The 24,399-nt window shown below is 38.1% G+C and carries 21 protein-coding genes; 13 read left to right on the plus strand and 8 right to left on the minus strand.

The annotated features are described in order from the left end of the window. Positions 1–3 precede the first annotated feature (3 nt). The 8 genes from H4J73_RS03305 (at position 4) to H4J73_RS03340 (ending at position 7,610) form a co-directional block, all read left to right on the plus strand. Entirely contained in the window at positions 4–648 is a 645-nt protein-coding gene (locus tag H4J73_RS03305) for a pseudouridine synthase (protein ID WP_310649656.1), read from the plus strand. 4 nt (positions 649–652) lie between these two features. Beyond that, a complete protein-coding gene (locus tag H4J73_RS03310; RefSeq protein WP_182179982.1) occupies positions 653–1,153 on the plus strand; it encodes an NUDIX hydrolase in 501 nt (166 codons plus the stop codon). 63 nt (positions 1,154–1,216) lie between these two features. Then, positions 1,217–2,368 carry a tRNA 2-thiouridine(34) synthase MnmA gene (gene mnmA, locus H4J73_RS03315; protein WP_182179980.1) on the plus strand — a complete coding sequence of 384 codons (1,152 nt, stop codon included), beginning with the start codon at positions 1,217–1,219 and terminating at the stop codon, positions 2,366–2,368. 35 nt (positions 2,369–2,403) lie between these two features. Then, the gene (gene hflD, locus H4J73_RS03320) at positions 2,404–3,021 is read left to right on the plus strand and encodes a high frequency lysogenization protein HflD (RefSeq protein ID WP_182179978.1); all 618 of its coding nucleotides are present in this window, start codon (positions 2,404–2,406) and stop codon (positions 3,019–3,021) included. A gap of 49 nt (positions 3,022–3,070) precedes the next feature. Then, positions 3,071–4,441: an adenylosuccinate lyase gene (gene purB, locus H4J73_RS03325; protein ID WP_182179977.1), complete on the plus strand. Its 1,371-nt coding sequence runs from the start codon at positions 3,071–3,073 to the stop codon at positions 4,439–4,441. A gap of 243 nt (positions 4,442–4,684) precedes the next feature. Continuing rightward, positions 4,685–5,851 (plus strand): cupin domain-containing protein, encoded by a 1,167-nt coding sequence (locus H4J73_RS03330; protein WP_182179975.1) that lies wholly within the window; start codon positions 4,685–4,687, stop codon positions 5,849–5,851. A gap of 20 nt (positions 5,852–5,871) precedes the next feature. Continuing rightward, a complete protein-coding gene (locus tag H4J73_RS03335) occupies positions 5,872–6,336 on the plus strand; it encodes a GNAT family N-acetyltransferase (protein ID WP_182179973.1) in 465 nt (154 codons plus the stop codon). Positions 6,337–6,566: 230 nt separating this feature from the next. Beyond that, positions 6,567–7,610: an amino acid dehydrogenase gene (locus tag H4J73_RS03340; protein ID WP_182179971.1), complete on the plus strand. Its 1,044-nt coding sequence runs from the start codon at positions 6,567–6,569 to the stop codon at positions 7,608–7,610. 149 nt (positions 7,611–7,759) lie between these two features. On the opposite strand, the gene H4J73_RS03345 is transcribed toward H4J73_RS03340, so the two are convergent. Further along, the gene (locus H4J73_RS03345) at positions 7,760–9,208 is read right to left on the minus strand and encodes a glyceraldehyde-3-phosphate dehydrogenase (protein WP_182179969.1); all 1,449 of its coding nucleotides are present in this window, start codon (positions 9,206–9,208) and stop codon (positions 7,760–7,762) included. Positions 9,209–9,374: 166 nt separating this feature from the next. On the opposite strand from H4J73_RS03345, the gene H4J73_RS03350 reads away from it, so the two are divergent. After that, complete coding sequence (locus tag H4J73_RS03350) at positions 9,375–10,175, plus strand: DUF2989 domain-containing protein (protein ID WP_182223716.1); 801 nt, start codon at positions 9,375–9,377, stop codon at positions 10,173–10,175. Positions 10,176–10,202: 27 nt separating this feature from the next. On the opposite strand, the gene msrB is transcribed toward H4J73_RS03350, so the two are convergent. Together msrB and gndA are read right to left on the minus strand one after the other, a co-directional pair. Next, positions 10,203–10,577, minus strand: coding sequence for a peptide-methionine (R)-S-oxide reductase MsrB (gene msrB, locus H4J73_RS03355; RefSeq protein WP_182179965.1), 375 nt, complete (start codon positions 10,575–10,577; stop codon positions 10,203–10,205). Positions 10,578–10,591: 14 nt separating this feature from the next. Next, complete coding sequence (gndA, locus tag H4J73_RS03360) at positions 10,592–12,130, minus strand: NADP-dependent phosphogluconate dehydrogenase (RefSeq protein ID WP_182179963.1); 1,539 nt, start codon at positions 12,128–12,130, stop codon at positions 10,592–10,594. Between the two features lie 202 nt (positions 12,131–12,332). On the opposite strand from gndA, the gene gap reads away from it, so the two are divergent. Next, a complete protein-coding gene (gene gap, locus H4J73_RS03365) occupies positions 12,333–13,337 on the plus strand; it encodes a type I glyceraldehyde-3-phosphate dehydrogenase (RefSeq protein WP_182179960.1) in 1,005 nt (334 codons plus the stop codon). A gap of 245 nt (positions 13,338–13,582) precedes the next feature. Further along, complete coding sequence (locus tag H4J73_RS03370) at positions 13,583–15,754, plus strand: bifunctional diguanylate cyclase/phosphodiesterase (RefSeq protein ID WP_182179959.1); 2,172 nt, start codon at positions 13,583–13,585, stop codon at positions 15,752–15,754. A 61-nt stretch (positions 15,755–15,815) separates the two neighbouring features. On the opposite strand, the gene H4J73_RS03375 is transcribed toward H4J73_RS03370, so the two are convergent. Genes H4J73_RS03375 through zwf form a run of 5 tightly spaced genes read right to left on the minus strand, consistent with a single transcriptional unit; the run spans position 15,816 to position 21,507 of the window. Beyond that, the gene (locus tag H4J73_RS03375) at positions 15,816–16,463 is read right to left on the minus strand and encodes a bifunctional 4-hydroxy-2-oxoglutarate aldolase/2-dehydro-3-deoxy-phosphogluconate aldolase (protein ID WP_182179957.1); all 648 of its coding nucleotides are present in this window, start codon (positions 16,461–16,463) and stop codon (positions 15,816–15,818) included. Between the two features lie 3 nt (positions 16,464–16,466). Beyond that, entirely contained in the window at positions 16,467–17,453 is a 987-nt protein-coding gene (locus H4J73_RS03380) for a glucokinase (RefSeq protein WP_182179955.1), read from the minus strand. Further along, positions 17,450–19,288 carry a phosphogluconate dehydratase gene (gene edd, locus H4J73_RS03385; protein ID WP_182180024.1) on the minus strand — a complete coding sequence of 613 codons (1,839 nt, stop codon included), beginning with the start codon at positions 19,286–19,288 and terminating at the stop codon, positions 17,450–17,452. Before edd ends, H4J73_RS03380 begins: the two co-directional genes overlap by 4 nt. A 15-nt stretch (positions 19,289–19,303) precedes the next feature. Next, positions 19,304–19,999 (minus strand): 6-phosphogluconolactonase, encoded by a 696-nt coding sequence (gene pgl, locus H4J73_RS03390; protein ID WP_182179953.1) that lies wholly within the window; start codon positions 19,997–19,999, stop codon positions 19,304–19,306. A 38-nt stretch (positions 20,000–20,037) separates the two neighbouring features. Continuing rightward, a complete protein-coding gene (zwf, locus tag H4J73_RS03395) occupies positions 20,038–21,507 on the minus strand; it encodes a glucose-6-phosphate dehydrogenase (protein ID WP_182179951.1) in 1,470 nt (489 codons plus the stop codon). Positions 21,508–21,877: 370 nt separating this feature from the next. On the opposite strand from zwf, the gene H4J73_RS03400 reads away from it, so the two are divergent. Together H4J73_RS03400 and pyk are read left to right on the plus strand one after the other, a co-directional pair. After that, positions 21,878–22,726 (plus strand): MurR/RpiR family transcriptional regulator, encoded by an 849-nt coding sequence (locus H4J73_RS03400; protein WP_182179949.1) that lies wholly within the window; start codon positions 21,878–21,880, stop codon positions 22,724–22,726. 72 nt (positions 22,727–22,798) lie between these two features. After that, positions 22,799–24,250, plus strand: coding sequence for a pyruvate kinase (pyk, locus tag H4J73_RS03405; RefSeq protein ID WP_182179947.1), 1,452 nt, complete (start codon positions 22,799–22,801; stop codon positions 24,248–24,250). Positions 24,251–24,399 lie beyond the last annotated feature (149 nt).

Consider the following 24,399-nt stretch of genomic DNA (forward strand, 5'->3'; position numbering starts at 1 on the left):
ACTGTGACTGATTTCACTAAAACGATAAAAGCGTCAAACTCAACCAATCGTCGACTATCGAAGAGCCGTTCATTAAAAGAAGTTAAGCCTCGCCCTGCTCCTGCCGATAGAGTTTTGGTCCTTTTTAATAAACCGTTTGATGTGCTCTCACAATTTACTGACGACCAACAGCGTAAAACCTTAAAAGACTTTATTCCGGTAAAAGATGTCTATGCAGCGGGCCGTTTAGACCGTGACAGTGAAGGATTATTGTTACTAACAAACGATGGAAAATTGCAACATAAACTGGCTAACCCAAAAGAAAAAACCGAAAAAACCTACTGGGCACAAGTCGAGGGAGCTCCACAAGAGTCTGACTTACAAAAGCTTCGAGAGGGTGTGGAATTAAAAGATGGTAAAACCTTACCTGCACACGTAAAAATAATCGCCGAGCCAGATCTTTGGCCACGCAACCCGCCGATTAGAGAACGGGCGAGTATTCCAACCACTTGGCTGAGCATCGCTATTACGGAAGGAAGGAATAGACAAGTCCGCAGAATGACTGCGGCTATTAATTTCCCAACACTACGACTTATTCGTTACCGCATAGGCAAATATACCCTTAATGGTATCGAAAATGGTCATTACCAACAAATTAAAGGTGAATAAGATAATGACGTTAACCGTTGATAGCATCAATAACGCGCATGGTGAAAATCAATTTAAACCCAACGCCACAGTTGCTGCTATTATTGCTCATCAAAATAAGTTTTTATTGGTTGAAGAAATTGAAAACGGTAAAAAAGTCTTTAACCAGCCTGCTGGGCATCTAGAGGCTAATGAAAACTTAATCAGTGCTATTGAACGAGAAGTACTTGAAGAAACAGGATTAACATTAACACCTGATTACGTTTCAGGTATTTATTACTTTCACCGAGCTGAAATTAATCTTTACTACCTGCGTTTTTGTTTTGTTATCGAACTTAATGAATTTCTGCAAAGTTCCCCACAAGATGATGAGATTATTGCCACTCATTGGCTAACCTTTGAAGAAATAAGAGAAAAATCATCACAATTACGCAGTACACTGGTTTTAGAATGCATTGAAGATTACTTATCCATTTTGAAAAGTGGAAAAAAAATATCATTATCTTCATTAAAATCCAATCTTTAATCTATGCCGCAAAATCTTGACATGCTATAATTTTTCGCCTTTTTCTTTAGATTTGTAGTTTTAATGTCATCACAAGTATCATCGAGCGCTGAAAGCCAAAACTCTGCGCCTAAAACCAAAGCACCATGCGACACCAAAGTTATTGTTGGAATGTCTGGCGGTGTTGACTCCTCTGTTTCTGCACACTTATTGATTGAACAAGGTTATCAAGTTGAAGGCCTGTTCATGAAAAACTGGGAAGAAGACGATACCGATGAATACTGTGCTGCTGCACAAGACTTAGAAGATGCGCAACTTGTTTGCGACAAACTCGGTATAAAACTACACACCATCAATTTCGCTACGGAATATTGGGACAATGTCTTCGAATATTTCTTGGCCGAATATAAAGCGGGCCGTACCCCTAACCCCGATATTATGTGTAACAAAGAAATCAAGTTTAAAGCCTTTTTAGAGTTTGCTTGTGAAGACTTAGACGCTGACTATATTGCGACAGGTCATTACGTGCAACGTAAATTTATTGATGGGCAATGGGCGATGTTACGCGGTTTAGACAGTAATAAAGATCAAAGTTATTTTTTATACACGCTAAGCGACGAACAAGTTGGCCGTACCTTATTTCCCGTTGGCAATATTGAAAAGCCAGCTGTACGTGCAATTGCTGAACAAGCTGATTTAATTACCCATAATAAAAAAGACAGTACCGGTATTTGTTTTATTGGCGAACGAAAATTTAAAGATTTTCTAGGACAATATTTACCCGCGCAGCCAGGCAAAATTGAATCCGCCGAAGGTGACGTTATTGGCGAGCACGACGGATTAATGTATCACACACTGGGTCAACGCAAAGGTCTGCGCATTGGCGGCTTGGCGAATGCGGGTGAAGAACCTTGGTATGTGGTTGAAAAAGACTTACTGCGCAATGTGTTAATTGTCGGTCAAGGTCATAACCACCCTCGCTTATTTTCTAAGGGTTTAATCGGTAATCAGTTACATTTAGTTAATCGTAAATCTCTTGATGCGCCAGTAAAATGTACGGTTAAAACACGCTATCGCCAAGATGATGTACCCTGCCACTTTTCACCGATGAGCGATGGTGAATATCTAGTGATGTTTGATGAACCCCAAAGTTCAGTGACACCTGGCCAATCCGTGGTTTTTTATCAGGATAACATTTGTCTTGGTGGCGGTATCATCAACACACTCATTCGCTAAGTGAACGTTATAAAATAGTTGAGCACTAAATAGTTATGAACAGCATAAATGAACAAACATTAACACTTGCCGCCGTTTGCCAAGTGGCTTATTGGGTACAAAAAATATCACGCAGTGGGCAAATAGACGAAGACGAACTCGCTTTGTTACTTAATAGCGTAATGATCACCTCTCCAGAAAATACCATGGAAGTTTATGGTGGTGAAATTAGCCATTTAAAAACAGGGTTAACCACGTTAGTCAACCATTTAGGTAATAAGTCAACAAACAAAGACCCTGAAATTACCCGTTATGTGGTGAGCTTACTGGGTTTAGAGCGCCGTTTAAGTAAAGATAAGATGAATGCACTCGGTGAACGTATTACCCAAAGCCAACGACAATTAGCGCATTACGACATTATCAGTGAAACACTTGTTTCAAGCTTAGCCTCTATTTATAGCGATTTAATCAGCCCCCTTGGAACGCCAATTCAAGTAGCCGGCGATCCTACAATATTAAAGCAAACCGTCAATCAACATAAAATACGTGCGCTTTTATTAGCGGGTATTCGTTCGAGTGTATTATGGCGACAAATTGGCGGACAACGCCGCAGTATCATATTTTCACGTTCAAAAATAGTTGAGTGTGCAGAGCAATTACTCAGAACTTGTTAAACAAATTCAAATTAGTTTTTAACCTTACTTTAAACATTAGGAAAACCCTATGGAACTTTCAGCATTAAGTGCAATATCTCCAGTAGATGGTCGTTATGGCAGCAAAGTTAAGTCATTACGCCCTATATTCAGTGAATTTGGTTTAATAAAATACCGTGTTACCGTTGAAGTACGTTGGTTACAAAAACTTGCAGCCACCGCAGAAATTGCTGAAGTTCCTGCTTTTAGCTCAGACGCAACGGCAACATTGAATGCGATTGTTGACCGCTTTAATGAAGAAGATGCTCAGCGTATTAAAGATATTGAAGCAACCACTAATCATGATGTAAAAGCGGTTGAATATTTTTTAAAAGAAAAAATTGCTGATAACGCTGAATTAAATGCGGTAACTGAATTTATTCACTTTGCTTGCACCTCAGAAGATATTAACAATCTTTCACACGGTTTAATGCTCAATGACTGTCGTACTGACGTTTTATTACCAGAAATGGATAAAATATTAGCGTCGATTAAAGCATTAGCGATTGAATACAAAACCATTCCAATGATGTGTCGTACCCATGGTCAACCTGCTTCTCCTAGTACCTTGGGTAAAGAAATGGCCAACGTTTATATTCGTCTTAAACGTCAACGTGCCCAAATTGCTGATGTTGAATTATTGGGTAAGATTAACGGTGCGGTGGGTAACTACAATGCGCATTTATCCGCTTACCCTGAAGTTAATTGGCATGAATTTGCTAATGAATTTGTTACTTCATTAGGTTTATCATTTAACCCCTTTACTACTCAAATTGAGCCGCATGATTATATTGCTGAGTTATTTGACGCAATTGCACGTTTTAACACTATATTAATCGATTTTGATCGTGATATTTGGGGTTACATTGCAATGGGTCACTTTAAGCAAAAAACAATTGCTGGTGAAATTGGCTCTTCAACAATGCCACATAAAGTTAACCCTATTGATTTTGAAAACTCTGAAGGTAACTTAGGTATTGCTAACGCATTATTTACTCACCTAGCACAGAAATTACCTATTTCTCGCTGGCAACGTGATTTAACAGATTCTACCGTGTTACGTAACTTAGGCGTTGGTTTTGCTCATGCGATGATAGCTTACGGCGCAACGTTAAAAGGCATAAGTAAGCTACAAGTAAACGAAGCGAACCTTGCGGCTGAATTAGACAGTAACTGGGAAGTTTTAGCTGAGCCTGTACAGACAGTGATGCGTCGTTATGGCATTGAAAAGCCATACGAAAAATTAAAAGAGTTAACACGTGGTAAGCGCGTCAATGGCGACTCAATGCGTGCTTTCATTATGACGCTTGAACTACCTGATGCCGCTAAAGCACAGTTATGTGAAATGACACCCGCGAGCTATATTGGCCGTGCAGTAGAATTTATTAACGAACTAGATTAATTTTATGTAGACTTATGCTAATAAAAAGGAACCTCGCGGTTCCTTTTTATGTTCAGGATGAACGGTATAACGTGGTGGCATGTTAGCTCCTAGGCGTCCATGCCTTTGCGACATTAGCACATCAATGTGCAGGGATGCCATTGAACGTATATGTTCAGGCCTTTCTCAGACATCCTGTCTTTCAAGGCATTAGTCCATCCACGCACGTCGATGAACGGTATTAATAAAGAGAGAAAAAAAATCATGCAAAAGATTCATTGGGGCGACCTAACGCCTGAGCAATTTTTAAAAGACTATTGGCAAAAAAAACCTTTATTAATAAAAGGCGCATTTAAAGATTTTACCGACCCTATCGATGCTAATGAGCTTGCGGGTTTAGCGATGGAAAGCGAAATAGAATCACGAATTATTGCCTGTAATAATAACGAGTGGCAAGTAGAACATGGCCCTTTCAAGTCATTCGATAAATTTGGTGAAGAAAACTGGACCCTACTAGTGCAGGCGGTAAACAATTGGTCTCGAGATACTCAATCACTGCTAGCTGCGGTTGATTTTTTACCTCAATGGCGTATTGACGATGTGATGGTGAGTTTTTCGACACCCAACGGGGGTGTTGGTGCTCATTTAGACCAATATGATGTCTTTATTGTTCAAGGTGAAGGAAAGCGCCGTTGGCAAGTTGGTACACCTGACAGTTCACTTCAACTGTTATTACCACACCCTGATTTGAAACAGGTCTCAACGTTCGCGCCTGTAATAGACGAAGTGACGGAAGCTGGAGATTTACTTTATATTCCCCCTAATCATCCACACAAGGGCGTATCAATAGAGAACTCAATGAACTTTTCTATTGGCTTTCAGGCACCCAATAATCAAGAACTCTGGTCAGCCTTTGCTGATAAATTAATCGATGAGAACCTAGGTGAAGCACGTTTTCCTGATAAAGCACGTTCATTAACCCATCGACCTGAACAGCTTGAACAAACTGATATTGAGAAATTAAAAGTTTTCATGCAAGCACAACTAGACGACGATAATTTATTTATACCTTTTATCGGGAAATATCTGACTCAGAATCATCACGCCTTAGAAATATTGATGCCAGTATCCCCAATCTATAGTGAACAGCTTAGTGATATTCTGGCTGAAGCAGAAAATACCTTAGTACCCGTTTCAGGTATAAAAAGCTTAATTATTCCTATTCACCAAGGAGATGAGTCAATAGAAAGAAGCTACTTATATATTAATGGCGAAAGTTTCTTAATTGATAAAGAAACAATCGCATTAGCGACTTGCTTAACAAAGCAGCAGACTTTGACCACAGAAAAAGTAAAAAGTTTAATTATAAATTTGAAAAATGAAAAATTATTGACTAATGTTCTTAATATGGGGCTTTGGTATGTAGAATAAGAACAAGTGGAATAGCTATAATGTCGTTTAGTGTCAGTAGAGTGAATTGGGAACAAGCAGCATCATTGTTAAGGGATGTTCGTGAAAAAGTTTTCATTTGTGAATGGCGTATTCCACGAAAAATTGAGTTTGACCGTAAAGATCAATATGCATTTCATGTGTTAGTTTGTGATGATATTACCCAAGAGCCCGTTGCAACCGGCCGGATATTGTCTACCGGAGAAATATCTCGTATAGCCGTATTAATGTCTTTTAGAAAAAGGCACATCGACCGAGAGGTTGTCAAAGGATTACTCGCTATTGCAAAAGACCTCAAATTGGATGAGGTTTTTATTTACAGCCCACTTGATAATGTTGAATATTTTAGAAAATTTAACTTTATCAGTGCGGGGTCGGTTTTTATGGAAGCCGGCATGCCACGACAGCGTATGGTTTGCTCTGTTGACAATGTCAGTAAATCCACCAACTTCGCTTTCAATCACTGACTTACTAACTATTTATTACCCTTATAAACAGTAATCACCGCTGTTATTTCGCCTATTTTTTAATTGTTGTGCTTGATTCTATACATTTATCCTAACAAATCGACAATAATTTTTTGATGCCACATCTAGCGAAGCATTAGGCTAAATGCTATTGTGCGCACCGAAACATTACAACTCTTATTACATAAGTAAAAAGAACATTAAAAAACTTTTTACGTGGAGATTTAGAAGTGGCAATTTTTGATTTAGTAGATTTCGACAATCATGAACAAGTTGTTTATTGCAGTGATGATGCAACAGGCTTAAAAGCGATCATTGCAGTACATAGTACAGCACTCGGACCAGCAGCAGGTGGCTGTCGTTTTTGGGATTACGTAAATGATGAATCAGCATTAAAAGATGTTTTGCGTTTATCAAAGGGCATGACCTACAAAAATGCTATGGCCGGCTTAAAGCTCGGCGGTGGTAAAGGGGTTATTATTGGTAACCCTAAGCACTTAAAATCAGATGATTTATTCAAAGCTTATGGTAGAGCAGTAAATAACTTAGGCGGTCGCTATTACACCGCTGAAGATGTAAATATTACCACAGGTGATATGGCTGTTGTTAACCAAGTAACTGACTTTGTATCAGGTTTAGAAGGAAAAAGTGGTAACCCCGGCCCCTTTACTGCGCTAGGGACTTTCTTAGGTATTAAAGCCGCCGTTAAGTTTAAATTAGGCACAGATGATTTAACGGGAATTAAAGTTGCCGTTCAAGGACTTGGTAGTGTTGGTTATTCATTGTGTGAAAAACTTCACGCTGCGGGTGCAAAACTGATTGTTACTGATATCAATCAGCAAATTTTAGATAAGGCGGCCACAGAGTTAAATGCAACGATTGTCAGTCTTGATGATATTTATAAACAAGAGGTTGATGTTTATGCGCCTTGTGCATTAGGTGCTTCAATTAATGATGATACGCTTGCAGAAATTAAAGCGGTGATCATTGCTGGCTGTGCTAACAATCAACTTGCAGAAAGCCGACATGACCAAGTACTTTTAGAGAAAGGTATTTTATATGCACCCGATTACGTCATTAACGCCGGTGGTATTATTAATGTTGCTCTTGAGATTTATCCAGAACCTTACTGTGCAGATAAAGCGACAAGTTTAGTCCAAAATATCTATCATACCCTAATGAATGTATTTGAAACGGCCAAAGCGAAAAACTTACCTACCGGTCAAGTCGCTGATGAAATGGCGAGAGCTATTATAGCAAAAGGTAAAAAGTAGTATGTCTTAAAAATAAAAAACCGCATTTATGCGGTTTTTTTTTCGCTAAAATTTAGCGGGAGGGGGAAATAAAAAGTCGCTTAAAGCGACTTTTTATTAATAAAATTGACGTTCAATGTAAAAAAAGTAAAGGTCAATTCATAACGAACCTAGGTAATTGGTAACGTGGGTACTTGAATACCTGCCATTTCCAACATAACACGAACAACCTGACAGCTGTAACCAAATTCATTGTCATACCATACATATAATACAGCGCGATCGCCATCGACAATCGTTGCTTGAGAATCAACAACACCCGCGTAACGCGAACCCACTAAATCCGTAGAAACAATTTCAGTTGAAGCTGTATAGTCTACTTGATTTTGTAGTTTTGAATTTAACGAAATATTACGTAAATAATCGTTTAGCGCGGCTTTATCTGTCGACTTTTTCAAGTTCAAATTCATGATAGCCATTGAAACGTTTGGTGTAGGAACACGAATAGCGTTACCTGTTAACAAACCTTTCAATTCAGGTAATGCTTTAGCAACAGCTTTAGCAGCTCCCGTTGTACTGATCACCATGTTTAACGGTGCACTGCGGCCACGACGCGGCGCTGGATGGTAGTTATCAATCAGATTTTGATCATTCGTGTATGAATGAACCGTTTCAACGTGACCATTTTTAATACCAAACTCATCGTTAATAGCTTTTAACACAGGTGTGATAGCGTTAGTCGTACAACTAGCAGCAGAAATAATTTTGTCATCGGCTAAAATCATATCTTGGTTTACGCCATAAACGATATTTTTAATATCACCTTTAGCGGGAGCTGTTAACAATACTTTAGCAACGCCTTTTGACTGTAAATGTTGACCTAAACCTTCTTCGTCGCTCCATACCCCTGTGTTATCAACAACTAAAGCGTCATTAATTCCATATTGTGTATAGTCGATGTCGCTAGGGCTTTTTGCATAAATGACTTGGATAAAGGCACCGTTAGCTTTAATGACACTATTTTCTTCATCGATAGTAATACTGCCGTTAAAAGCACCATGCACTGAATCACGACGTAATAAACTGGCACGTTTAGCTAAATCACCCTTACCACTGGGACGAATAACAATAGCGCGTAAATTTAATGTTGAGCTTGGACCAGCACGTTCAATTAATAGTCGAGCTAATAAGCGTCCAATACGACCAAAACCATAAAGGACAACATCTTTAGGTTTTTGAATGCCTGAATTTTTGTTAATAGTGACTAATTCTTTTTCTAAAAATTGTTCAATTGATAAGCCATTGGCTTGACCTTGAAACAGGTAACGATAAGCTAATTTACCCACATCAATACGAGCAGGTGCTAAGTCCATCTTGTTTAATGCATCAATAAAAGGAAAGCTTTCACGTAAACGTAACTTACTCTCTTCATGTAAAGCGACAGACTTATGTGCTTTAATGATGTCAATTGCAGAAGCATTGACTAATGGTCGACCATAAATAGATACTTCAAGACCTTTGTTTCTGAAAAGTTGCCCTATAATAGGTTGCATATTTTCAGCAAATGTTTGGCGTTCTTGCCAGCTAGCTTGGTATTGTTCCTCAAGAAGAGAAGTCATTGCGTAAACCTTTTTATTTCAGTCAATTGAACGATGAGTTATTATTAATATTAGCTATAATATTAGCACTAACTACAATAATAATTAAATGCGGCACTATTGTAATCGAACCTGAAAACTTTCGCCACTAGTTACACAGGATTTTACTTTCAAATATGGTACTAAAATGAAGACAACATTAAGATTTTTTTCACTACTTTTTTTATTATCCGCCTGTGATAACCAACCAAACTTTGCGGAGCTTTGTGAAAATAATACAGAAATTTGTGATGAATTTAAAGAAGACTCATGGTGTAAGCGGGAACGTATCATGGTGGGTTTTTCGAATTTAGAACAGAAATTAGCCGCCTCAGATTTACACAAATATCACCAGCTACTCAGTTATGAAAACTATGCACAATGTATGGTTCATGCATCAAAAATTGAACATATTAAATTAAAGCATAAACAAACGATGCGCGTAGACAATGCCATTAAAGCGAAGAATCGTATTAAAGAAATTTCAAAAGAAACAGAAATCTCTGAACACCCTCACCTACTTTATTACCATTGGTCACGTTACATTAATGAAGGGGCATTAGACAAGTTTTTAGCCCAAGAAGGTAGCATCGCATTAGAAAACCCTAGGTCTCAATTCAATCTAGCGACTTACTATACAAAAATAGATTCAAAGAAAACGCTCAAGTTACTTTATCACTCTCTAGAGCTATCAAACGAAAATGAGCAAATAAATCCAGAGGTTTTTGAGTCAATATCAACTATATTTATCGAAAAGCAACAAGTAAAACGAGTCTACATTTGGTTACGGATCTTACGTTTATATATGCCAGAACATAAAGAGGTGACAGAAAACTCTCTAAACAATTATATCAGTGGTTATAACTTAGACAAAAATTTATTAGACAAAGTAGCTAAGTCGACATTAGAAAAAATAAAGTCAGGGACGTTTAAAGCCCCCAAAATATAATGTTTTTAACTATTCGCTTTATAGATACTAACGAGAAATAAACTCTAAACTGAGTGAATTAACACAGTAACGTTTGCCTGTTGGCTGAGGTCCATCATCAAAAACATGGCCGAGGTGTGAATCACAATCACTACAAGTGATCTCTGTACGTGTCATCCCATGGCTAACATCTTCAATATAACCAACATTTGGACTGATCGCTGCAGAAAAACTTGGCCATCCACAACCTGATTGAAATTTATCAGCTGAGGAAAATAATTTTTTTTCACAGCACGCGCAATAATAAGTCCCCTCTAGCCAATGATCATTATATTCACCACTAAAGGGTTGCTCTGTAGCCGCTAACCGGCATACCTGGTATGCCTCTGGTGATAATTTGTCTTGATAAGCGTCTGTAGACATATTGTTATTACCTTTTATTTAGAGTGACCAAATTCGATCATTTCACGCTCAGGATGAGACCATTCGACATGAAATTTCTTTCCTGCTTCTTGATCTAACCGTTCAAAAGTATGGGCGCCAAAAAAATCTCGTTGCCCTTGTAATAAATTTGCAGGAAGCACCGCTGTGCGCATAGCATCATAATAAGTTAACGATGAACTGATGGCACTGGTTGAAATTCCCATTAAAGCGGTTTCTGCAACGGTTTTTCGCCAGTTCAATTGGTGAGCGTTTAGTTGCTCAACAAAGAAGGCATCTAACATTAAGTTTTCTAGCTTCGCATTGCGTTTAAAAGCTTCAGTAATAGATTGTAAAAATGCCGCACGAATAATACAACCTGCACGCCATATTTTAGCAATACTGGCAAAATCTAATTCCCAGCCGTGTTCTTTCTCAGCTTGCTTCATTAACTGAAAACCTTGTGCATATGCACAGATTTTTGCGCAATAAATTGCATCATGTAATCGCGCAATAAAGGCTGATTTTTCTTGTGGGTTTAATGCTATTGCTTCAGGTCCATTAAGTAAACTCGCACCCTGCACTCTTAAGTCTTTAAAAGAAGAAATAGAACGCGCATATACCGCTTGCGCTATAGTAGGTGCTGGTGTACCTAATTCTAAACTACTTGCGGCTGTCCATAAGCCCGTTCCTTTTTGCCCTGCTTTATCAAGAATTAAATCAACCAGAGGAATGTTATCATCCGTTATTTTATGGCGTAATACTTCTACAGAAATCTCCATTAAATAACTATCTAAAGGCCCTTGGTTCCATTGTTCAAAAATATCAGCGATTTCATCTGGTGATAAATTCAAACCAGCGCGGAGGGTATGATAGGCTTCACATATAATTTGCATATCAGCGTATTCAATACCGTTATGCACCATTTTTACATAATGTCCGGCACCTGCAGGGCCAATATATGCAGCACAAGGTTCACCTTTTTTAATTGTTTCTCCAGGTTTACTCCGCTCTAAAGGCTTACCTGATTCGGCATCAACTTTTGCTGATATAGCTTCCCATATAGGTTTAATACGTGTCCATGCATAAGGAGAGCCACTAGGCATTAATGCTGGACCAAATCGTGCTCCTACTTCACCGCCAGAAACAGCCGAAGAAAATAAAATAAAATTATTTTTGTATTTTTTCTCACGGGCTACCGTATCAACCCAAAGGCTGTTACCGGTATCGATAATAATATCATCGGGTTGGATACCAGCACCGATCAAGCTTTCAGAGACTTGATCAACAGGCGCACCAGCAGGCACAGAGAGTACAATAAGATGAGGAGTTTTTAAGCGTGATAGTAATTCGGTATATGAAGAACAACCATGAACACGTTGTTTATTTTCACCATTTTCCAATTTGTCTTGGGCAATAACACCAAGCACCTTTTCATTATCTAAATCAAAAGCAGCAATACTATAGCCATTATCAGCTAAATTTAGCACTAAATTTTTACCCATTACACCAAGGCCAATAAAGCCGATGTCACACAAACTATTGTCTTGTGTCATATTAGAAAGTCCATAAATACTAAGAAATATAATGGCATGCATTCTACCATGAACAAAACTAAGCCACTAGCAATAAAAGCTGCCTTATATACGTAATAAAACGACCTTTTAATCACTAAAACTCAACTAGCCTTAAAGTATTGCTTGTAAAAATCTCAAAATGATGTAATTTTACTACATTATTTTTATTTAAGGTTTCAGCATGACTATTAAAGTTGGTATCAACGGTTTTGGACGCATTGGCCGTTTTGTATTTAGAGCAGCAGCACAAAGAAGTGACATTGAAATTGTCGGTATAAATGATCTAATCGACATTGATTACATGGCTTACATGCTTAAATATGACTCAACACATGGTCGATTCAATGGAACTGTAGAAGTTGAAGACGGACAACTCATTGTCGACGGTAAAATTATTAGAGTAACGGCAGTTCGTAATCCTGAAGAATTAAAATGGGATCAGATAGATGTTGATGTTGTTGTTGAATCAACCGGTTTATTTTTAACCGATGAGACTGCCCGCAAACATCTAATCGCTGGTGCTAAAAAAGTTGTACTTTCAGCCCCATCAAAAGATGACACGCCGATGTTTGTTTGTGGAGTAAACCTCAACAAGTATAAAGGTCAAGACATTGTTTCCAATGCATCATGTACCACCAACTGTTTAGCACCTATTGCTAAAGTACTTAATGATAACTGGGGTATTGAAAGTGGTTTAATGACCACTGTTCATGCAACTACAGCAACGCAAAAAACAGTTGATAGCCCTTCAGCTAAAGACTGGCGTGGTGGCCGTGGTGCAGGGCAAAATATAATCCCTTCATCAACAGGTGCAGCAAAAGCGGTTGGTAAAGTTATTCCTGAATTAAATGGTAAACTTACCGGTATGGCATTTCGGGTACCTACACCGAATGTCTCTGTTGTTGATCTAACGGTTAATCTTAAGAAGAGCGCAACTTATCAAGAAATTTGTGATGCGATGAAGTCAGCCGCTTATGGAGATTTAGAAGGGATTTTAGGTTACACCGAAGATCAAGTTGTTTCTAACGATTTTATTGGCGAAACTTGCACCTCTGTTTTTGATGCGGGTGCGGGTATTGCACTTACTGATAAATTTGTAAAAATAGTTTCTTGGTATGACAATGAAATTGGCTACTCAAACAAAGTACTTGACTTAGTTGCCTACATTAGTGCCTATAAAAACTAAAATTATTTATTAATACCTCTAATATAAAAAACCAAATATAAATATTTGGTTTTTTTATTTAAATAAAATGATATAAGTAACATTTAGTTATATAAATATTGATTTTAATCAATATTGTTTAACTCCCTCTCTACAAGCCATACATTTCCCTATAAAACGTAAATGATAAGCGATAAGATCATTCTTTAAAGTGTTGACCTTAAGCTTTTTTATTGTGGTTTCCCTTCTCAACAACAAGTTAGCGTATGAACGAATATCGTATTAAAAGTATTGTTAAAAGCTTAGCCAATATAAACAGTGCTAATTTCTTCCATGACATTTGTTTATCATTGAGTAAAGCGATTAATGCTGACTTTGTCTATATTGCATCATTAGATGATAACGACACATTGGCAACCACTATTGCTTTAGCTAGCCAAGGAAAGATCATTGAAAATATTTCTTATTCTTTGCCTAATACGCCATGTGAACAGATAGTTAATTCATTAATTTGTACCCATCGCTGTAATATTCAGCAACGATATCCTAATGATGCACGATTAATTGATATGAGTATTGAAGGCTATGTTGGCGTTCCTCTTAAAAATGTAGAGGGAAATATTGCCGCTATTTTAGTTGCTCTTTTTCAAGAACCTATTTCTAACACCAATGAAATCGAAACATTATTCCTGTTATTTTCCGGTTTTATTGAAAGAGAGTTACACAAAAAATCCTACTCTGAAAAGTTGGAGTTAACGAATACTATTATAGAAAATAGCCATGAAGCTATTTTAATTACTGACGCACACACTCGTATTATTCATACCAATAAAGCTTTTAGTAAAATTACTGGTTATCACATCGATGAAGTGACAGGGGAAACGCCAAAGTTTTTCCAATCGGGTCATCATGACAAACACTTCTATCAAAAAATGTGGTCTCAGTTAAAACGTCGAGGACACTGGCAAGGAGAAATTTGGAATAAGCGAAAAAGTGGCGAAATATACCCTGAATGGCTGTCCATAAGTACTATTTATAACAAAGTAAATCAAGTGACTCACTATGTGTCTTTTTTTTCAGATATTACGCAACAAAATAAAGATAAAAGCAAAATAAAGCGCCAGTACTACTTTGATTCGTTAACGAAACTCGCTAATAAAAAAATGTTATTTCAACAAGTTGATCAAGCCATAAAGCAAAATTGCCAAGAACCGCAGAACATACAATCTTTATGTGGATTACTTGTTATGGATCTTGATCTATTTAAACATATTAATAACACCTACGGGCATGCCTTTGGCGACAAGCTATTAAGGCTAGTCGCTAATCGTTTGAAATCACTTATACGTGCCACTGACACCGTAGCAAGAACAAGTGGTGACAGTTTTGCCCTTTTTATTAAAAACCTGCCGGATGAGCAAGGAGCGCAGCGTATTGCTGAGAACATAAAGAAATCTTTCTCAGATCCGTTTCACTTAGACGGTATCACCACAAGTTGTTCGCTCAGTATAGGCATTGCACTATTTCCACATGATGAAAAAAATGCAGCAGGTTTATTTAAAAAAGCGGAACAAGCGATGTTTGATGCAAAAGATAATGGCAGAAATTCATTCCGCTTTTTCACCTCAAATATGGAAGAAAGTGCCGCTCGAATTTTAAAGGTGAAAAGTGAACTTGAAGAGGCGATTAACAGTAATAAACTCGATGTCGTATTTCAGCCTATAATTTCATTAAAAACACAATTATGTACCAAATTTGAAGCCCTTGTGCGCTGGAATAACAACGGGACTTGGGTGTCACCTACTGATTTTATTCCTATCGCTGAGCACTTTAACTTAATTGATAAAATAGGTGATATTGTGCTAAAGAAATCTTGCCAAGTACTTAAAACCCTTAAAAACGCGGGTTTTACTGATATTATTTTTAATATAAATCGTTCTATTTATGAATTCCCCATAGATGAAGCCAATAACAATTTATGGTTAAATGTTATCGAGGCGTCGGGTCTATCACCCAGTGATATTTGCTTTGAATTAACGGAGAGTGTATTAGCACCAGAAAACGGCAACAATATATCTTTATTAAAAAGTATCCAAGATGCTGGTTGTAAAATAGCGCTTGATGACTTTGGTACGGGTTACTCATCGTTAAGCTATTTAAGGCGTTTTTCTATTGATATTCTAAAAATAGACAGAAGTTTTATTAAAGAAATGACGATGGTTAAGGATGACAAAACACTTGTAACAGCCATTATTACAATGGCAAAAGCATTAGGTATTGCCGTGGTCGCTGAAGGCGTCGAAAAAAAAGAAGAAGTAGAAATATTAACAGAGCTCGGTTGTGACTTTATCCAAGGGTACTATTTCTCAAAACCTTTGCCTGTTCAAGCATTAGAGATTTTTTTAAAGAAATTCAGTTTTACCCACCCTCTCACTTAAAATGCCAATAATTAGATGACAAGGCTGAAGTAACTTCAGCCTTGTCATCTTTAATAACACATTATTTTACCTGGGCTAACGCTTGCTTTGCTAGTTCAGTAATTTTAGGCCAGTCTTTATTTTTTATGATCTCGTCAGTAACCAACCAAGAGCCACCACAACAAGCAACATTTGATAGAGCTAAGTAATCATTAACGTTACTTAAATTTATGCCACCCGTTGGGCAAAAGAGAATATCGGGGAATGGCCCCCCCATTGACTGTATTGCTTTAACACCGCCAGAGGCTTCTGCTGGAAAGAACTTTAAATGATCATAGCCAAAATCAATGCCATCCATCATTTCTGAAATCGATGAAATTCCAGGGATAAGTGCAATATTACCTTCGTTGCCTGCTTGTAATAAGTCTTTTGTTAAACCTGGGCTTATCGCAAACTTAGCACCAGCTTCTTGGCAACGTTGGAGCATTTCTCGGTTAGTCACCGTTCCTGCACCGACACAAGCTTCAGGTAACTCTTTAGCAATGATTTTAATGACATCAAGTGCTGCTGGAGTTCGTAAAGTCACTTCTAAGACTTTTATACCTGCAGCAAGGAGTGCTTTGGCAATAGGTAATGCATCTTCAACATCTTTGATAACAAGAACAGGTACTATTGGCCCCATAGCGAAAATGTCTTTTGGCGATAGTTGCCAAGTTTTTGTTATGGTCATGATTTACATTTGTCCTTTCATTGAAGATAATTGTTGACGAATATAGGCTGATGCCCCTATTAAACCAGGTTGAGCTTCAGTGATCACATACGTCGGAATATTGTTAATAAAACTCGATAGTCGGCCTTTCGCGTCAAAACGCTGCCTAAAACCACTATCCTTGATAAAATTGATAAAACGAGGAACAATACCTCCAGCAATATACACACCACCAAAACACCCTAATGTTAAGGCTAAATTACCCGCGAAACTGCCTAAAGTCTTACAGAATTGCTCTAATGCTTTTTCACAGAGTGGACAGGAACCCTCAATCGCTTTTGCTGATATTTCTTCAGCGGATAATTTGTGCTTAGGCAGGTTGTCAATCGACAAAAAAGCTTGATAAATTTGCTCTAACCCTCTGCCACAAAGTAATTGTTCATATGAAATTCTATGCTGTTTTAGGTCAAGTAAATAATTTAATATTTTAATTTCATTAGCGTCAATGGGAGCAAAATCAACATGCCCGCCTTCACCTCCTAAACAACACCAACCATCACTGGTCGGTACTAAATTAGCGACGCCTAAACCGGTTCCAGGCCCACAAATAGAAATTGGTTTACCTGCAAGAGCAACCCCCTCACCAATCTGTACTTTTTGTGAGTTGTTAAGTAAAGGTACGGCATGAGCAATTGCTGTATAATCATTAATTAAAAATAACTGGTTTATATTTAATTCATTTTTTAAAGCCGATTGAGAAAATGTCCAAGGTAAGTTGGTCATGGTAATTTGATCATTCTCTACCGGGCAGGCAATAGCTAAACAAGCGTTTAACGTTTTTCCGTCACATGCATGTGACGATAAATAAACGCCAATAACATCGGCTAAGCTGTCATATTTGTCGCACTGATAAGTGTTAATGTCAGACGTTGTTCCGTCGTCATTAACCAGACCAAATCTGATATTAGTACCACCAATGTCAGCAACTAAATTGATGGTTGATTCACTCATGACATTTTTCCGGCTACATCAGTTTCATCAAATAATGAACAAGCACCTGTTTCAGCTGTACTTAAGTTGCGACGCATAAAACCAAAAAGCTCTCGTCCCATACCTTGATGGTGGCCATTAACTTGAAAAATAGCGTTGTTGCGTTGGGCAAGTTCTGCCTCGTCAACCATTAAGGTCAGCTCTCCGGTTTCACCATTAACAAGGATCATATCGCCCGTTTTCACTTTCGCAATCAAGCCGCCATCAAGTGCTTCGGGACATAAATGTATCGCCGCAGGTACCTTGCCGGAAGCGCCAGACATACGTCCATCTGTCACCATTGCAACTTTAAAGCCTTTATCTTGTAAAACACCAAGCGGTGGTGTTAATTTATGTAACTCAGGCATTCCTCGGGCTTTAGGCCCTTGAAAGCGAACGACAGCAACAAAGTCTTTCTCTAACTCACCCGCGTCAAAAGCCGCTTGTAATTCGTGTTGATCTTCAAAAACAACCGCGGGTGCTTTAATAACAAAACTACCTTCGCGTAGCGAAGATGTCTTGATAACAGAAACACCTAAATTACCTTTAAGGACGCGTAAACCACCCGTAGGTTTAAATGGCTGAGCAACAGTAGCAATGATGCTATCGTCAAGTGACTTTTCAACACAGTCAACCCACTTAAGCTCACCACTCTCTAAAACAGGTTTTTTAGTGTAACGCGTTAAGCCACGACCACAAATGGTTTCGACATCTTCAAAAATTAAGCCACCTTCTATCAACTCTCTAAAAAGTAGTGCCATACCCCCTGCTTCTTGAAACTGGTTAATATCAGCTTCACCGTTAGGGTATATACGCGTTAAAAGTGGAACCGCTTCAGATAAGTCATTAAAATCTTGAAAGTTAATAATAATGCCCGCAGCTTTTGCAAAGGCAATAATATGCATTGTCAGGTTAGTTGAACCGCCCGTGGCAAGTAATGCAACAATGGCGTTAACAATTGAGCGTTCATTAACCATTCTACCAATCGGCATATAGTTACCTGATTGTTGTGTTAACCGTGTGACTTGGCGTGCTGCTGCTTTAGTTAACTCTTCACGAAGCTCGGTATTCGGCGCGATAAATGAAGCGCCCGGTAAATGAAGTCCCATGACCTCAACCACTAATTGATTTGAATTCGCCGTACCAAAGAAAGTACACGTACCCGCAGAGTGGTATGATGCAGATTCAGCTTCGAGTAACTCTTCTTCATTGGCCTCACCTTTAGCATGTTGTTGGCGTACACGTGCTTTTTCTTTATTGGGTAAGCCTGAAGGCATTGGACCTGCAGGAATAAAAACGGTTGGTAGATGTCCAAAAGTCATACTGGCAATTAACAGACCAGGCACAATTTTGTCACAGATGCCAAGCATTGCTGCGCCATCAAACATATTGTGAGATAAACCAACAGCAGCAGACATCGCAATAACATCGCGACTCATTAAGCTTAAGTCCATGCCAGGTTGACCTTGGGTTACACCGTCACACATAGCGGGAACACCTGCAGCAAACTGTGCTACACCGCCTGCATCTCTGACTGCTGCTTTTATAATCGCAGGATAAACTTCATAAGGCTGATGAGCTGATAACATATCATTGTAAGCTGATACAATGGCGATATCTGAGTGATGTATACCACGTAGTGAGACTTTGTCTTCTTTACCACAAGCGGCAAAACCATGGGCTAAGTTACCACATGACAAACCAGCACGATGGACAGTTTGAGAACTTTCAGCTTCAATTTTGGCTAAGTATTTAGCGCGTGAAATTTTACTACGCTCTATAATTTCATTGGTGATCGCTAAGATTTTTTTATTCATTTTAATTGTCATATGTTACTCCGCCCAATACACTTGTGTATTGATATCTGGGTTTTGTAAAAATGCCCTTATTGGCATTTCTTTTTGGTTGTTATTTGAAAGTGCTTTCCCTAAAACGACCTTTTTACTTTCACCACATACATGTAAAATAATATTTTTACTCTGCGCTAAATGCGCATAAGTAAAAGTGATGCGAGCATTAGGAGCGGTTTGAGGAACAACTTTCATTAAGGCTACTGTGTTGTCAGGTGCTAGTGCTGCTGATATTTCATTACTACACGGAAATAAAGAAGCGGTATGACCATCTTCGCCCATGCCAAGAATAAGCACATCTAATGGCAATAAGTTACTTTTAGCATCTGCATTTAATAACGCCAGGGTTGCTTGATTAAATTCGCCGGCTTTTTTGAGATGAAAAAAACGAGCAGCAGAGGCCTTATTTTGCAATAAGTTTTCATGTACCAAACGCGTATTACTCGCCTCAGACTCAAACTCAACCCAACGTTCATCGGCCAACGTTACCGTGACTTTTTGCCAGTCAATATCTTTATTTGATAATGCGGTAAAGAAACCTTTAGGTGTAGAGCCACCAGAGACAGCAAGGCTTGCTTTACCTTTTTTACTAATAGCGTCTGATAAAATTTCAGCCACTGCCTTAGCTAAAGCATTATCTAAATCTGCTCGCTGAGCAAAATCATTTAATTGATACATAGTTATTCCCTGAAATTTATATTATTACTAAAATTTAGTTACTCAACCCACTGGCGATCATCACGAGCAATCATTGAAAGCGAAGCAACGGGCCCCCAGGTTCCTGCAGGGTAAGCTTTAGGTGCTTCATTACTCGTCTGCCAAGCTTCAATAATACTATCAGCCCACGTCCAAGCGGCCTCAACTTCATCACGACTGACAAATAATGACTGATTACCATTAATAACTTCTAGCATCAATCGTTCATAAGCATCAACAACACGCTGATTTTCATAGGTTTCTGAAAAGCTCAAATCGAGTTTATTTTCTTGAATATGCATTTGTGATGCAATACCCGGAATTTTATTCATCATTTGTAACTCAACGCCTTCATCGGGCTGCAAACGAATGGTTAATTTATTAGCGGGTAAATCTACATGGCTCTCTTTGAAAATATTGTGAGCTTGGGGCTTAAATTGCACCACAATTTCACTGTGCTTAGCTGGCATACGTTTACCTGTGCGAAGGTAAAACGGAACACCTGCCCAACGCCAATTGTCAATTTCCGCTTTTATTGCGACAAAAGTTTCGGTATCACTTTTTTGATTGGCATCTTCTTCATTTAAATACCCTGGTACAGGTAAACCATTTAAGTAACCATCAGCATACTGTCCGCGTACTGTTTTTTCTTTCACGTTCATGCGGTTAATGGGTACAAGCGCCTTCACAGCCTTTAATTTTTCAGCACGAATGCTCTCTGCACTTAAATCAGCTGGCGGCTCCATCGCTAATAAAGATAGAATTTGTAATAAATGATTTTGTATCATGTCACGCATTTGGCCTGCGTCATCATAGAATCCCCAGCGCCCTTCAATACCAACACTTTCAGCAACGGTTATCTGTACATGATCAATACTATTACGGTCCCAGTTATTGGTAAAAAGTGAGTTGGCAAAGCGCAGTACTAATAAGTTAAGTACGGTTTCTTTACCTAAATAATGATCAATACGGTAAATTTGGTTTTCATTAAAATAACGAGAAACTTGGTCATTAATAACTTTAGAAGAAGCAAGACAATTACCAATCGGTTTTTCCATAACGACACGGTCTGCGTCAGTAATAAGTGTTGCTGATTTTAAACCGTCGGTAATATCGCCATAAATAGCAGGAGGTGTTGAGAAATAATAAACGCGCGTTTCATGGCCACCTTTTAACGTGGTCGCTAAATGGCTGTACGAAGCGGTATCTTTAAAATCTAATTGTTGATAAACCAAACGGGTAATAAAACGAGCCATCACCTGTTTGTCTAAACCCTCTTTAACAAACTCGGTAAGGTTTTCAACCACAAAAGCAGTAAATTCTTCGACTGAATGGTCTTGTCTAGCAACACCTAAAATTCGGCTCTCATTGTTCAATAAGCCGGCTTGGTCTAATTGATACAAAGCAGGTAATAATTTACGACGAGACAAGTCACCAAGTGCACCAAAAATAACAATTTCACTGGCAGACTGAAGGTCTGAATTTTTCATATAACATTATCTCTTATGTTGGCTTGTTTTACTGATACCTAATAATAGCTAAAATTATGTCATCAATAAATACAGCACATATTGTAACTAAACTACATTTATCCATAATTTAACGGGTATACTCACATCAGTAAAGAACTTTTTGTAATTAAATTACATTTTAGGTATTATGAATATATATCGAGTTCAAGAGATGATTTCACTAAAAATTCTCTGCTGGTTAGCTATTTTAGGTTAAACATTAATTAAAAATTTGCTAAAAATTGCTAATGTGTTTTATATTAGCGGTAATTATGAAATAAATTTTCATTATTCTCGTGATTTAAACAGAAAATTAATTACAATTTTTGTAAAAGTAGGATTAACCGACATGAATATTTTAGAAAAAATCGCCAACGAGTTAGATACGTTCAGTAAATCTGAACGTAAAGTGGCGGAAGTAATATTATCTTCTCCCAGTACCGTTATTCATGCCAGTATCGCAGCATTAGCTAAGCAAGCAAATATCAGTGAACCCACTGTTAATAGATTTTGTCGTCGTTTAGATACTAAAGGTTACCCTGACTTTAAACTTCACTTAGCACAAAGTCTGGCAAATGGTACACCTTATGTTAATCGGCACGTCGACGAAAATGATACGGCTGATGAATATACGGATAAAATTTTTGAATCAACCATGGCAAGTCTTGAATTAGCTCGTAAAAGTTTAGATGCTAATGTGATCAACAGATCGGTTGATGTATTAACACAAGCCAATAAAATTTCATTTTTTGGGCTAGGCGCTTCTGCTGTTGTTGCACATGACGCCTTAAATAAGTTCTTCCGTTTTAATGTCCCTGTCGTTTATTTTGATGACATATTAATGCAACGTATGAGTGCTATTAATAGTCGCCAAGGCGATGTAGTGGTGGTCATTTCACACACAGGGCGAACAAAGTCACTGGTTGAAGTGGCAAGTTTAGCCAAAGAAAATGATGCGATTGTTATAGGAATAACAACCGCAGGTAGCCCTTTATCAAAAGAATGTAATATCGTTTTATCTGTTGATGTTGCTGAAGATACCGATTTATATATGCCCATGTCATCACGTATTGCGCAACTTGCACTTATTGATGTGCTAGCAACCGGATTTACGTTAAGACGTGGGACGAAATTTAGAGATAATTTAAAGAAAGTAAAAGATAGTTTACGTAGCTCACGTTTTGAGCGTAAAGACTAACTATCATTATTAATGAAGACAAACCTCGATATTTGTCTTCAACAATCACTCCATTACATAATAAGGATTAAGATGCCTAGAAGAACGAAAATTGTAGCGACCTTAGGGCCAGCCACTGATGACAAAGCCGTATTGAAAGAAGTACTAGCCGCTGGTGTAAACGTGGTTCGATTGAACTTCTCTCATGGTATTCCTCAAGATCATATTGATCGTGCTAATAACGTACGCGAAATTGCCAAAGAACTTGGAATATATGTTGGCATTTTAGGCGATTTGCAAGGCCCTAAAATACGTATTTCTACGTTTAAAGATGGCCCCATTAGATTAGCGATCGGTGATAAGTTTGAACTTGATGCGACATTAGAAAAAGGTGATGGCTGCCAAGAAAAAGTTGGCATTGATTACAAAAAATTACCACAGGACGTTATTCCTGGGGATATACTTTTACTTGACGATGGTCGTGTGCAACTAAAAGTATTAAGTACACAAGGACAGTCAGTTTTCACTGAAGTCACTGTCGGTGGGCCTTTATCAAATAATAAGGGCATTAACCGTCAAGGTGGTGGTTTAACCGCTCCAGCCTTAACCGATAAAGATAAAGAAGATATTAAGTTAGCGGCAAAAATTGATGTCGATTTCTTAGCAGTGTCTTTTCCTCGTGATGCAGCAGATATGCGTGAAGCTCGTTTATTAGCCCAAGAAGCGGGTTGTGATGCTCGTTTAGTGTCTAAAATTGAACGTGCAGAAGCGGTAAATGATGACAAAATCCTTGATGAAATCATTTTAGCCTCTGACGTTGTTATGGTTGCTCGTGGTGATTTAGGTGTTGAAATTGGTGATGCTGCATTAGTGGGTAAACAAAAACATATTATTGCTCGTAGTCGTCAATTAAACCGTGTGGTCATTACCGCAACGCAAATGATGGAAACGATGATTGAAAACCCGATGCCAACACGCGCTGAAGTTATGGATGTGGCAAACGCTGTTCTTGATGGTACTGATGCAGTTATGCTGAGTGCTGAAACTGCCGCGGGTAAATATCCAGTAGAAACAGTAAAAGCAATGGCATCTGTATGTATTGGCGCTGAAGAACATCGCTCAGTCAATATGTCAAACCATCGTAATGAACTCACTTTTTCTGAAATTTCAGAAACCATCGCAATGTCTGCTATGTATGCTGCAAATCATCTTGTTGGTGTTAAAGCGATCATATCTTTGACTGAATCAGGGCATACCAGCAAAATAATGTCGCGTATTACTTCTGGCTTACCTATATATTCTTTATCTCGTCACCAGAAAACACTTAATAAAACGGCTATTTACCGTGGTGTTTATCCTGTTGAGTTTGACTCTACCCATTTTTCAGACGAAGAATTGTCAAATGAAGTACTCAATAAAGTACTCAATAAATCAAATTTAAAAGTTGATGACATCGTTATATTTACTCATGGTGATATGATGGAAACTGTTGGTGCAACCAATACATTGAAAGTCTTAACGGTGACCAAAAAGCACTTAAGTTAATTGGGTAAAGTTAAGCAATAAATAGGTACGTTAAAAAGGTAGCACTTTAGCTACCTTTTTTTATCGGCAAAATTTACTTAAGGTAAGCAATGACGAATGTAAAAAATTTCAGTAAGATAAACGTTATGATATAACGTTAAAAACTGATT

This window comes from Colwellia sp. MB3u-41, assembly GCF_014076845.1.
Classification (GTDB): domain Bacteria; phylum Pseudomonadota; class Gammaproteobacteria; order Enterobacterales; family Alteromonadaceae; genus Colwellia_A.